Raw genomic sequence first — 12,122 nt, forward strand, 5'->3', positions numbered from 1 at the left:
CTTCTTGACATTTAGAGGTCTCGCGCGTTGCTCGGCCGCAAATCACATAACTCTGAATTTATGCATACAAAAATCAGCAGATGCCGATGAACAGTGGCATCGCAGGCGACGAGAAAATGGGCCGCCTCAAATCGAGTGGCCCATTTTCTTTTCAACGATTTACTGACAAGCCTCGCAATCAGGGTTGTCAATCGAGCAGAACTTCATGTCGGTCGCGGGCAACTCGGGTTCAGCCGCGGCGACTGGCGCGCTCGAAACACCGGCCGAAACCATGCCTGCCGTTGCACCCGACGAGACCGCATTGAGCTGACCCGACGACTTGACGGTGCTCTTCTCGGCATGCGTGGCGCCCATGGTGCGCAAATAGTAGGTCGTCTTCAAACCGCGCAACCAAGCCAGTTTGTAGGTCTCATCGAGCTTCTTGCCCGAGGCGCCGGCCATATAGATGTTCAGGGACTGAGCCTGGTCGATCCACTTCTGGCGGCGTGCGGCGGCTTCCACCAACCACTGCGTCTCGACTTCGAAGGCGGTCGCGTACAGCGCCTTCAACTCCTCCGGCACGCGGTCGATGCGGCGCAGCGAGCCGTCGAAATGCTTCAGGTCCATCACCATCACGTCGTCCCACAGACCCAAGCGCTTGAGGTCACGCACCAAGGCGTCATTGATGACGGTGAACTCGCCGGACAGGTTCGACTTGACCGACAGATTGCCGAAGCAAGGCTCGATCGAAGCATCCACGCCGATGATGTTGGAGATCGTCGCCGTCGGCGCGATCGCCACGCAATTGCTATTGCGCATGCCGTGCAGTTGGATGCGAGCACGCAGCGCGTCCCAGTCCATCGTCGTCGAACGGTCCACTTCGACATAGCCGCCGCGCTCCTTGGCCAGCAGATCGAGCGAGTCGATCGGCAAGATGCCGCGGTCCCACAGCGAGCCGCGATACGAGGAGTAGCGGCCGCGCTCTTGCGCCAACTCGGTCGAAGCCTGGTAGGCGTAATAGCAGATCGCCTCCATCGAACGATCGGCGAACTCGACCGCCTCATTCGATGCATAGGGCAGACGCAAGGCGTAGAGCGCGTCCTGGAAGCCCATCAGCCCCAAGCCGACCGGGCGGTGACGCAGGTTCGAGTCACGCGCCTTCTTGACCGCGTAGTAGTTGATGTCGATGACGTTGTCGAGCATGCGCATCGCGGTCGAAATCGTCTTTTGCAGCTTGGCGTGGTCAACGCCCTTGCTGCCGTCTTCGCCCAGCACCAGATGCTGCAAGAGGTTGACCGAACCCAAATTGCAAACCGCGATCTCGCTGTCATTGGTGTTCAGCGTGATCTCGGTGCACAGATTGCTCGAGTGCACAACGCCGACATGCTGCTGCGGCGAGCGCACATTGCAAGCGTCCTTGAAGGTGATCCAAGGGTGGCCGGTTTCGAACAGCATCGACAACATGCGGCGCCACAGGTCCTTGGCCTCAACGCGCTTGAACAACTTGATCTCGCCTCGATCGGCCTTTTCTTCGTAGGCCACATAGGCCTTCTCGAAGGCAATGCCGAACAGGTCATGCAGATCGGGTGTGTTGGAGGGGCTGAACAGCGTCCACTGGCCGCCGTCCATCACGCGGCGCATGAACAGGTCTGGGATCCAGTTGGCGGTATTCATGTCATGGGTGCGGCGGCGGTCATCGCCGGTGTTCTTGCGCAGCTCCAGGAACTCCTCGATGTCGAGGTGCCAGCTCTCCAGATAAGCGCAGACCGCGCCCTTGCGCTTGCCGCCCTGGTTGACCGCAACCGCGGTGTCGTTGACCACCTTCAGGAAAGGCACCACGCCCTGGCTCTTGCCGTTAGTGCCCTTGATGTGCGAACCCAAAGCGCGCACCGGTGTCCAGTCATTGCCCAGACCACCGGCAAACTTGCTCAACAGCGCGTTCTCTTTCAGCGCTTCGTAGATGCCGTCCAGATCGTCGGCCACCGTCGTCAGGTAGCAACTGGAGAGCTGCGAGCGACGCGTGCCGGAGTTGAACAGCGTCGGCGTCGAGCTCATGAAGTCGAAGCTGGACAGCACTTCATAGAACTCGATCGCACGCGCTTCGCGGTCGATCTCGTTCAGCGCCAAGCCCATGGCCACGCGCATGAAGAAGGCCTGCGGCATTTCGATGCGCTGGTCATCGATGTGCTGGAAGTAGCGGTCATACAAGGTCTGCAGGCCGAGGTAGTCGAACTGCAAATCGCGCTCGGCCTTCAGCGCCGCGCCCAAACGGGCCAGGTCGTATTGGCCCAGACGCTCGTCCAGCAACTCGGCCTTGACGCCCTTTTTGATATAGCCGGGGAAGTATTCGGCATAGCGTGCGTGCATCTGCTCCTGCGTGATCTCACCGCCAACCACTTCGCGGCGGATCGTGTGCAGCAGCAAGCGCGCCGTCGCCTGGCTGTAGCCCGGGTCGCGTTCGATCAGAGTGCGGGCGGCCAGGATCGCGGCCTTGTAGACCTCGTCAATCGGCACGCCGTCATACAGATTGCGCTTGGTCTCGGCCAAGACCGGGTCTGGCTTGACGTCCTCACCCAAACCGGCGCAGGCCGACACGATCAGGCTTTGCAGATGCGCAAAGTCCAGCGGCACGCGCTGACCGCCGTCGATCACGGTCAGCTGCACCTCGGCGACCGGCTTATCGATCTTGCCCTGAGCCAGACGCTCTTGCAGACGGCGCTCGCGGTACAGCACGTAGGCACGCGCGACTTCGTGATGGCCACCGCGCATCAAGCCCAACTCGACCTGGTCCTGCACATCTTCAATATGGAAGGTGCCGCCGCTTGGACGCGAGCGCATCAACGCACGCACCACCGCTTCGGTCAGGCCGTCAACGGTCTCGCGCACGCTGGCCGAGGCCGCGCCGCTGGTGCCGTGCACGGCCAAAAAGGCCTTCATCAAGGCAACCGCGATCTTGCTCGGCTCAAACGACACCACGGCGCCATTGCGGCGCAGGATTTGATAGGCCTGAAATGCCGATTGCAAAACCTGGCCTTCGGGGCTGACCAAATGCGGGCTTGCTCCCAAAGTAGCGGCGTGGGCGAGTTGAGTCTGCATGAATCGTCCTTTGATGTCTCGGTGAAATACTGAAAAAAAGAAACCACTGCGCGCCTGAGACGCGCTTATCGCTTCAATTGAAATTGGGAATGGATTTGGGATGCGCTTGGCACATCGGCTCAGCTTTCAAATCTGCTGTGGCCACCTTGGTTTTTGGGACGGGGCTTGCGCCTGCGCCTAGCCTTCGCCTGCCTGGAAAGGCCGCCAAACCAATTTTGAATTCCGGGCCGAAGGATAGCATGGGCCACACTATATCTGGGGTCACAGCGGCACTCAAGCACTACAGATAGCGTATCTATCCCATTGACGAAGATCGAAATTAACGCTAGTCATGGCCGCCAGGGTGGCTGCAAAGCTTGGCCGCGAAGGGTCTCTTTGCTTGATGCCTTCTGAGCAAGAGAAGGCCAAGCCGCAGCCCAGCTTGGTTTGCGAAGAAAAACAGCCGCTAGGCCGCGCCAATACTCGCTCAGGCCTGGTCGTCGGACTGCTCGGCCTCGTCAGCCGTCACACCCAGCCGGGCCATGCGGTAGCGAATTTGTCGCAGCGACAACCCCAGGCTGGCGCCGGCAGCGGTGCGGTTGAAGCGGTGCTGCGTCAAGGCACGCAACAAGATGTCGCGCTCGACATCGTCCAAGAAGCGCGCTAGATCGGTCGGCAGCTCGTTGGGCGCCTTGTCATGCCCAAAGCTATTCTTAATCGACACGCCGCCTTCCGGCTCGAAGTCATCGGCCGAGCTCAGCCCGCTCAGCAGCGAGTCATCCAACAGCGATTCAGGCAAACCGAGATCGTCCGCATCGATCCATTCACCGCCAGACAAAGCCAAGGCGCGGTGCAACAAATTTTCCAGCTCACGTACATTGCCGGGGAAGCCATAGCGGGTCAGCTGCGCCAATGCGGCGGGCGTCAGCTGCGGCACCGGCGAGACGCCGGCGTCGGCCGCTATGCGCTCCAGCACCCGCTCGGCGATCATGGGCACGTCCTCGATGCGCTCCCGCAAGGGCGGCACACGCAGCTGAATCACATTCAGGCGGTAAAACAAATCTTGTCGAAAACGCCCCGCCGCCACCTCGGCGCCCAAGTCTTTATGGGTTGCACTCAATATCCGCACATTGACCGCGGCCTCTGCCACCGCACCCACCGGCCGCACAGTCCGCTCCTGGATCGAGCGCAAAAGCTTGCTCTGCATGGCCAAGGGCAAGTCCCCAATTTCATCCAGAAAAAGCGTGCCGCCATCGGCCGCCTGGAAGAAGCCCTCGCGGTCTTCATTCGCGCCGGTGAATGCGCCTTTGCGGTAGCCGAAGAATTCAGCCTCCAAGAGCTGCTCAGGGATGGCGCCGCAATTGACCGCCACAAAGCGCTGGCGCGCACGCACACCGCTATCGTGAATGGCGCGCGCCACCAACTCCTTGCCGGTCCCCGACTCACCCTGCAAGAGCACCGGCGCCATGCTGCGCGAGACCTTCTCAATCAAAGAACGCAACTCCTGTATCGCCGCCGACTTGCCGGCCAAGCGGGACAGCGCCGTCAGCGTTGGTACGGCAGCGAGGGGGGGGCTTTTCACCAACTGCTGCCGTTCTTTGACGGGCGGCAGTTGTTGCGGCGCCTGCGGCTGCAGAGCCGATTGAGGCAGAGGCGGAAATTTCGTCGGCGCCACCGCTGGCACGGCTGGCGCCAACTTTTGCGGCTGCCGACCCAAGGCGGAAGCCACCACCTGCCGGAACTGGCGCAGATCAACCGGCTTGGTCAGGTAGTCATAAGCACCTGCCTTGAGCGCTTCGACGGCATTCTCGGCCGAGCCATAGGCGGTGATCACCAGCGTTTTTTCGTCCCGGCCTTGGCTTTCCAGCCAGTGCAAGAGGTCCAAGCCACTGCCATCGGGCAAGCGCATATCGGTGATGACGGCGCTGTAGGGGCGGCGCTGCAGGCACGCCAAGGCCTCCTGCACCGAGCCGGCCGTATCCAGTGCATAGCCTTCGCGCACCAGCGTCAACTCATACAAGGTCCGCAGGTCGGGCTCATCGTCGACCACCAGCAAACTCAGGGCCATGCCATCGGAAGAAGCGCTGCTCATACTGGCTTTCAAAAAAGAGAGGGGTTGCGCACGGCCGGCCCGATTGCAGCGGATTCGATCAGCCGCAAGCGGATGCTGAACTCATTGCCAGGCAAGACCGGATCTTGCCGGCGGCGGTAGATGATCTGAGCACCGTAACGCTCGCACAACTCGCGGCATATATACAAACCCAGGCCCGAGCCCCGGCTGCGCGTCGAGAAAAAGGGCTCGAACAAATGCCGCTCGACCTCGGGCGGAATCGCCGGCCCGGCGCTGAAGATCGTCAAGCTGGCCATCGGCAGCATCGGCTGCATTGTTGGGGTGCTGGCATCCGACTCCGGCGCCAAGCTCACCTGCACCGAGGCCGGCCCCGGCGTGGCGTGGCGCAGCGCGTTGTCGAGCAAATTGACCAAGACCCGTCGCAGATGTTCGGGATCAAAGCTGACCACCAAGGCTTGCAAGGGCAAGGCACAACTCAAGGGGTCGGAGGGGCCGGGTGCGAGTTGGTTGGTGCGCGCCCATTCCAGGCAAGCTTCGCTGACCAGCAAGCCCGCATCCAAAGGCACGGGGGCCGGCACCGCGCCGGGTGCAACTTCCAACACATCGTCAATGATGCGTTTGAGGCGGGTCACATTGGAAGCCACCATGCGCGTCAACTGCTGCGCCCTGGGGTCTTGCACATCTTCGGCCAACAAGGCATTGGCCTGGTCGATGGCGGCCAAGGGATTGCGGATTTCATGCGCGATGCCGGCCGACACCCGACCCATCGCGGCGAGCTTTTCTTGTTGACTGCGCGCCAGCACCTTGCGGTTGTCCTCGATGAAGAGCACGCACAAATCCTCACTCGCCTCCGACTCGCGCCGGCGCGTGAAGCGCATGCGCAAACGCAGACTGCGCAGCGTGCCATTGCCGAAACTCAGCCCCACATCACGACCCGCCTCGGGCCAAGCGGCCGAGGCAAAAGCCTGTTCCACCGCCCGTACCAGCGGCTGCCAGGCCTGCACGCCGCGCAGCTGAAACGGTGCCGTGCGTACCGCCGCCTGGCCGTCGGCCAACAAATCGCGGGCGGCCGGGTTGGCGGCGCGCACATGGCCGCGCCGGTCCACCACCAACACCCCCTCTTGCATTTCGTCGATCACCAGGCGGTTCAGCTGGGCTTGCTGGCGCGCAAACTCCATGCTGCCGCGGGCCGTGCGTTCCTCGCGTGCCAGGCGGCTGGCCATCTCGCTGGCCAGCAAGCTGATGACAAAAAAGCCGCTGCCCACCAAGCCTGCCTGCGTCAGACGCAAGGCGACATCGGCGCCATCCAGCACCGCCCAGCCCGCCACACCCAGCATCACCAGGGCCGCAATCGCCGCGGTAGCCAGTCCGAGTAAGCGCGGCGCCAACACACCCGCCATCAAGACCGGCAGCACGAACAGCGCGCCGTAATTGACACCGCCGCTGCGGTCCGAGGCATGCAGCAGGCCGAACAAGGCCAGATCCAGCCCAATGCTGGCCCACCATTGCGGGCTGCTGATGCGCGCCAGCGTCTTGGCAGACGCACCGCGCTGCAAGCGCGGCAGCAACCAAAGTGCGACGGCCTGGGTGGCGTACAGCACACACAAAACATTGGTCCACAGCGGCACCGCCGAGCCCAGCAGTCCGGCGATCAGCTGCGTCGCCACCAGCGCCAGCCCCAGCGCCGCCCGCGCGGCCAAGAAGGCCCGGTACAAACGCGTGAACGCATTGCCGCCGGCATTCACCAAGCGTCGCGCGGGCTGAAAAAAGAACTCCGAGCTTGCAGCAATAGATGCGTCGGCTGGCGACTGGTCGAAGCCGCCAATGCTGTCAAGGGCGTCAACGGCCTCCACGGCGTCAATGCCGCCCAAGGTATCCGGCGCGTCGCCGGCGACACCCGGCCCAAACCAAGACTGGGGCGTCTCAGTCATGAGTGCTTGCCATGCTCCAGCTCATAGCTTGCCCGGTGGGCCGAGCTGCAAAACACACCGCCCTGCCCCGGCAAGGCTTCATCCAAGGGCAGGTGCAGCCCGCATTGCTCGCAGGTACCCATGTTCAGGGCCTTGGGCTGAGCAGGAGCTTGCGGCTTAGGGGCCGGTGGCCGCGAACGCTTGCGGGCCAGCATTGAAAACACCAACCCCAAAACAACGATGAGCAAAAGGTACTTCATGGCAATAGAGATTCTTCCAGCGTGAAAACGCGACCGGCACTCAGACCGTGCGCTGCAAAACAACTTCCAGCACAAAGCGCGAGCCGGCGTAAGACAGCAAGAGCATCAAGGCGCCAAAGTAAAGCCAGCGCGTCGCCCGGCGGCCGCGCCACCCAAACACACGCCGCCCCGCCAGCAGACCGCTCAGCACCAACCAGCCCAGCACCGCAAACAAATTCTTATGATCCCAGCGCCAATGCGGGGTGAACCACCAACCCAGCAAGACCGCCAAGGACAGGACGGCCACGCCGGCGCCAACAAATTGAAACGTCAGCCGCTCCAGGCGCAGCAGCGGCATCAAGGGCTCGGGACGCGGCTCTTGCGGCTTGCCGATGCCGGGCTTCATCTGCCGCATCTGTCGCTCAGCCCGGCTCAACAAGGCCGCATGCAAGACCGCCACCCCGAACAGGCCGTAAGAAGCCAGGCCCAGCACCCAGTGAATCGGCGCCCAGGGCGACGCCGCCTGAGGCCGGCTCTCACCCGGAAACACAAAGGCCAGCAGCACCACGGTCGCCGCCATCAGAGCCAAAATGCGCCGCACGCTGGCCAGCGGCAAGAAGCGGCTCTCCAGCATATAGACGGCGATCACCAGCCAGACCGTCATGGACAAAGCCGGCGCGAAACCGAAGCGCGCGCCCGGCACCGCTTGGCCCAAGCCGGCAATATCCAAGATCAAAGCGAGCAGATGGACCGCCCAAGCCAGCAGCAAGGCGCCCTGAGGGCGAGCAGGTGTTTCCTGGCCTCTGCCACTCGCAGCAGCGACCCAGCCATAGGCCGAAATAGACAGCAAACTGGCCCCGGCCAACAAGGCGCCAGCAGGTGTTTGATAAGCGGACGATAAAATCATGGCCACAGTGTACTTTTGCGCGCCTCGCCAGACCGACGGCGCCACTCCCCATGGCTTCCAATTTGACCGACCGCCTGAGTCGTCTCGTGAAAACGATGCGCGGCCAAGCTCGCATCACCGAAACGAACGTCCAGGAGATGCTGCGCGAAGTGCGCATGGCGCTGCTCGAAGCCGACGTGGCCCTGCCCGTGGTGCGGGACTTCATCGCCCGCGTTAAAGACAAGGCGCTCGGCGCCGAAGTGATCGGCTCGCTCAACCCCGGCCAGGTGCTGGTGTCGATTGTGCAAAAGGAGTTGGCCGCGACCATGGGTGAAGGGGTCGCCGACCTCAATCTGGCCGCCCAGCCGCCCGCCGTGATCCTGATGGCCGGCCTGCAAGGTGCGGGCAAAACCACCACGACCGCCAAGCTGGCCAAGCACCTGATCGAGAAGCGCAAGAAAAAAGTGCTGACGGTTTCGGCCGACGTCTACCGCCCGGCCGCGATTGAGCAGCTCAAGACTGTCACCAAACAGGCCGGCGCCGAGTGGTTCCCGTCGACGCCGGATCAAAAGCCGCGCGACATCGCGCTGGCCGCGATCGACTACGCCAAGAAGCATTATTTTGATGTGCTGCTGGTTGACACCGCCGGCCGACTCGCCATCGATGAGGCCTTGATGGCCGAAATCCGCGACCTGCATGCCTTGCTGAACCCGATCGAGACGCTGTTCGTCGTCGACGCGATGCAGGGTCAGGACGCAATCAACACGGCCAAGGCCTTCAAGGAAGCACTGCCCTTGACCGGCATCGTGCTGACCAAGCTGGACGGCGACTCACGCGGCGGCGCGGCGCTGTCGGTGCGGCAGATCACCGGTGCACCGATCAAATTCGCCGGTACGTCGGAGAAGATCGATGGCCTGGAAGTGTTTGACGCCGAGCGTCACGCCGGCCGCGTGCTGGGCATGGGTGACATCGTCGCGCTGGTCGAAGAAGTCACCAAGGGCATCGACGTCGCCGCGGCGCAAAAACTCGCCGACAAGCTCAAGACCGGCAGCGGCTTCGATCTGAACGACTTCCTGGCCCAGATCACCCAGATGAAGAAGATGGGCGGCCTAGCCGGCCTGATGGACAAGCTGCCCTCGCAGATGACGGCCAAGACGGGTGCGGCAGATATGGACCGGGCCGAGAAAGACATGCGCCGCATGGAAGGCATCATGAACGCGATGACCGCCAAGGAGCGCCGTCAGCCTAGCCTCTTACTCGATGGCAAGAGCAAGGCCAGCCGCAAGCGCCGCATCGCCAGTGGCGCCGGCGTGCAGATTCATGAAGTCAACCGCGTGCTGACCCAGTTCGATCAGATGCAGGGCATGATGAAGAAGATGAGCGGCGGCGGCATGATGAAGATGATGAAGAAGCTGGGCGGTATGAAGGGCATGGGCGGCATGCCCGGCATGAAGTAGACCCCTCGCCCGCGGGTACGTAAAAACGGCCGGTATCAAACCGGCCGTTTTTTCTTGGCTCCCGGCTTGGGCGGCCCGGCACTCGGGCGCAAAACCCTATTCGAGCAGCGCCTGCGCGAACTCGCGAGCGTTGAAGGTCTGCAAGTCCTCCAGCTTCTCGCCCACACCAATGAAGTAGACCGGGATTGCGCGTTCGCGCGCAATCGCCGCCAGCACGCCGCCCTTGGCCGTGCCGTCGAGCTTGGTGACGATCAAGCCGGTGAGGCCAATCGCATCATCAAAGGTTTTGACCTGCGCCAGCGCGTTCTGGCCGGTGTTGCCGTCAATCACCAGCAAGACCTCATGCGGCGCGCCGTCCTGCGCCTTGCCGATCACGCGCCTGATCTTCTTCAGCTCTTCCATCAAGTGCAGCTGCGTCGGCAGGCGGCCGGCCGTGTCGGCAATCACCACATCGCAGCCACGGGCGCGCCCGGCCGTCACCGCATCAAAGGTCACGGCCGAGGGGTCGCCGCCCTCTTGGCTGACGATCTCGACTTGCGTGCGATCGGCCCACACCGCCAGCTGCTCACGCGCGGCAGCGCGGAAGGTATCGGCCGCGGCCAGCAAGATCTTCTGATTGGCCTCGGCCAGATGGCGGGTCAGCTTGCCGATGCTGGTGGTCTTGCCGGCACCGTTGACGCCGACCACCATCATCACCGTCGGGCTGTGCAGGCCCACGCCCAAGGACTTCTCCAGCGGCCGCAGCAAATCGGCCAGCGCCTCCACCAAAAGCCCACGCACGGCCGCAGGATCGGTCGCCTTGGCCTCCTTGACGCGGCGCTTGAGATCGGCCAGCAAATGCTCGGTCGCTTTGACGCCGGTGTCGGCCATCAGCAACGCGGCCTCCAATTCCTCGTACAAAGCATCGTCAATCTGCGTGCCGGTGAAAACCTGCGCAATGCTGGAGCCGGTCTTGCGCAGGCCTTGGCGCAGCTTGTCCATCCAACTGCGGCGCGGCTCGGTCGCTGCTACCTGAGCAGGCGGCTCGGCGCTCAATGCGACCGGCGCCGGCGCTGGGGCCAGCTCAGGCTCGGCAGCTAGAACGGGAGCCGGTGGCGCAACCATCAACTCCGCCAGCATTTCGGCTACCGGCGCGGCCATTGGCGTTTCGGGCTGCTCGGCTTCAGGCAAGCTCGCTGGCACTGAAGCCGGGGCAGGCTCAGGCACGGCGGGCGTGGATGAGAATTTTTTCTTGAAGAAACTGAACATGAGGACGAAAACCCGAGAGCGACAGCCGCTAGGCGCACTGCCTTGTAAAAAGCCCGCGCCGAGCCCCAAAAAACCAGCGCGCAGACCTGTGGCCATGCCGGCCGCCAAACCATCAAGGCAGAATCATAATCGGCCGGCTCGGCCGACCCGCTGCAGCAAAAGGAATCCAGCCATGCGAATACTCAATGCCGAAGCCACCGCCGACCTGCTGCCTTATGAGCGCTTGATACCTGCCGTGGCGCGGGCCATGCAGGATTTGCGCGCTGGCCTAATTCATGCCAGCGCCCGCACCGTCTTGCCTTTGCCCGAGGGCGGCACATATTTGGCGATGCCCTGCACCGACGCTCGCTATGCGGTCACCAAACTGGTCGCCGTGAACCCCGCCAACCGCGAGCGCGGGCAGCCGACCATCCAAGGCCGCGTGGTGGTCAGCGAAGCCGGCACCGGCACGCCTCTGATCATTCTGGACGGCATCGTTGTTACCGCACGCCGCACCGCCGCGGTCACGCTGCTAGGCATAGAGACGCTGCTGGCTCGCCCGCCCGAGACGGTCGTGTTGGTGGGCACTGGCACCCAAGCGATGACACATGCCTTGGCGATGGGTGAGCGCTGGCCAGGCGTGCAACTGCGCTGCGTCGGGCGAGTTCGTGCGCAAAGCAGCGCTTTTGCTGCTGCGCTGAGCGCTCAAGGTTTGAACGCCAGAGTTTTGCCCCTGGAACAAGCACTGGAAGACGCCAGTGTTGCCGTCACCGCTACAACCTCCTTGACGGCGGTGCTGCCGGACGACATCGCACCGAACACCTTGATCGTCGGTCTTGGCAGCTTCACGCCGCAAATGGCCGAACTGCCAGCCAAACAGGTGCGGCAGCGGCAGTTATGGGTCGATGACCTTGACGGCGCGCGCCACGAAGCCGGTGACTTGCTCCAAGCCGGCGTCGACTGGAGTCGCGTGCACATACTGGCCGAAGCTCTGGCCGACAAGGCCCTGCCGCGTGCACCAATGCTGCTAAAAACCGTAGGACACGCCGCCTGGGATCTCGCTGCCGTCCGCACCGCCTTGGCAGAATGAAAACTTTTTTAACTAATTCCTTGCGCACCTTCAAAACTCGATGCTATAGTAGAGGGCTTGAGGCGCTTTAGCTCAGCCGGTTAGAGCGACGGAATCATAATCCGCAGGTCCGGGGTTCGAATCCCTGAAGCGCCACCAAAATCAGAAAGCCTTGTGAGTCAACGACTTACAAGGCTTTTTTCTTGCCC

The 12,122-nt window shown here is 62.8% G+C and carries 8 protein-coding genes and 1 tRNA gene; 3 read left to right on the forward strand and 6 right to left on the reverse strand.

The genetic code is table 11. The features are described from left to right. Positions 1-159 precede the first annotated feature (159 nt). The 5 genes from LNV08_RS20745 to LNV08_RS20765 all read right to left on the reverse strand — a co-directional run bounded on the left by LNV08_RS20745 (position 160) and on the right by LNV08_RS20765 (position 8,181). A complete protein-coding gene (locus tag LNV08_RS20745) occupies positions 160-3,075 on the reverse strand; it encodes a ribonucleoside-diphosphate reductase subunit alpha (RefSeq protein ID WP_263535647.1) in 2,916 nt (971 codons plus the stop codon). A 466-nt stretch (positions 3,076-3,541) separates the two neighbouring features. Beyond that, positions 3,542-5,146, reverse strand: coding sequence for a sigma-54-dependent transcriptional regulator (locus tag LNV08_RS20750; RefSeq protein ID WP_263535648.1), 1,605 nt, complete (start codon positions 5,144-5,146; stop codon positions 3,542-3,544). Between the two features lie 8 nt (positions 5,147-5,154). Continuing rightward, on the reverse strand, positions 5,155-7,056 hold the full coding sequence (locus LNV08_RS20755; RefSeq protein ID WP_263535649.1) for a sensor histidine kinase: 1,902 nt from the start codon (positions 7,054-7,056) through the stop codon (positions 5,155-5,157). Then, positions 7,053-7,295, reverse strand: coding sequence for a PP0621 family protein (locus LNV08_RS20760; RefSeq protein ID WP_263535650.1), 243 nt, complete (start codon positions 7,293-7,295; stop codon positions 7,053-7,055). The genes LNV08_RS20755 and LNV08_RS20760 overlap by 4 nt, the downstream gene beginning before the upstream one ends. Before the next feature lie 40 nt (positions 7,296-7,335). Next, positions 7,336-8,181 (reverse strand): inner membrane protein YpjD, encoded by an 846-nt coding sequence (locus LNV08_RS20765; protein ID WP_263535651.1) that lies wholly within the window; start codon positions 8,179-8,181, stop codon positions 7,336-7,338. A 50-nt stretch (positions 8,182-8,231) separates the two neighbouring features. Here LNV08_RS20765 and ffh point away from each other — a divergent pair, with 50 nt between their 5' ends. After that, entirely contained in the window at positions 8,232-9,617 is a 1,386-nt protein-coding gene (gene ffh / locus LNV08_RS20770) for a signal recognition particle protein (RefSeq protein WP_263535652.1), read from the forward strand. 96 nt (positions 9,618-9,713) lie between these two features. Here ffh and ftsY read toward each other — a convergent pair whose 3' ends face one another. Continuing rightward, positions 9,714-10,736, reverse strand: a complete 1,023-nt coding sequence (gene ftsY, locus LNV08_RS20775; protein WP_414858782.1) for a signal recognition particle-docking protein FtsY — start codon at positions 10,734-10,736, stop codon at positions 9,714-9,716. Between the two features lie 301 nt (positions 10,737-11,037). Between ftsY and LNV08_RS20780 the strand changes: the two genes are divergently transcribed. Together LNV08_RS20780 and LNV08_RS20785 are read left to right on the forward strand one after the other, a co-directional pair. Then, positions 11,038-11,934, forward strand: coding sequence for a delta(1)-pyrroline-2-carboxylate reductase family protein (locus LNV08_RS20780; protein ID WP_263535654.1), 897 nt, complete (start codon positions 11,038-11,040; stop codon positions 11,932-11,934). Positions 11,935-11,995: 61 nt separating this feature from the next. Then, positions 11,996-12,072, forward strand: a tRNA-Met gene (locus LNV08_RS20785). Positions 12,073-12,122: the final 50 nt, after the last annotated feature.

Origin of the sequence: Paucibacter sp. TC2R-5 (assembly GCF_025717605.1) — a bacterium.
Classification (GTDB): domain Bacteria; phylum Pseudomonadota; class Gammaproteobacteria; order Burkholderiales; family Burkholderiaceae_C; genus Paucibacter_A; species Paucibacter_A albus.

Excerpts from the sequence above, each read along its gene's own strand:
- LNV08_RS20780 (WP_263535654.1), top strand. The coding sequence starts at position 11,038 with ATGCGAATACTCAATGCCGAAGCCACCGCCGACCTGCTGCCTTATGAG.
- ffh (WP_263535652.1), top strand. The coding sequence starts at position 8,232 with ATGGCTTCCAATTTGACCGACCGCCTGAGTCGTCTCGTGAAAACGATG.
- LNV08_RS20750 (WP_263535648.1), bottom strand. The coding sequence starts at position 5,146 with ATGAGCAGCGCTTCTTCCGATGGCATGGCCCTGAGTTTGCTGGTGGTC.
- LNV08_RS20755 (WP_263535649.1), bottom strand. The coding sequence starts at position 7,056 with ATGACTGAGACGCCCCAGTCTTGGTTTGGGCCGGGTGTCGCCGGCGAC.
- LNV08_RS20760 (WP_263535650.1), bottom strand. The coding sequence starts at position 7,295 with ATGAAGTACCTTTTGCTCATCGTTGTTTTGGGGTTGGTGTTTTCAATG.
- LNV08_RS20765 (WP_263535651.1), bottom strand. The coding sequence starts at position 8,181 with ATGATTTTATCGTCCGCTTATCAAACACCTGCTGGCGCCTTGTTGGCC.
- LNV08_RS20745 (WP_263535647.1), bottom strand. The coding sequence starts at position 3,075 with ATGCAGACTCAACTCGCCCACGCCGCTACTTTGGGAGCAAGCCCGCAT.
- ftsY (WP_414858782.1), bottom strand. The coding sequence starts at position 10,736 with ATGCTGGCGGAGTTGATGGTTGCGCCACCGGCTCCCGTTCTAGCTGCC.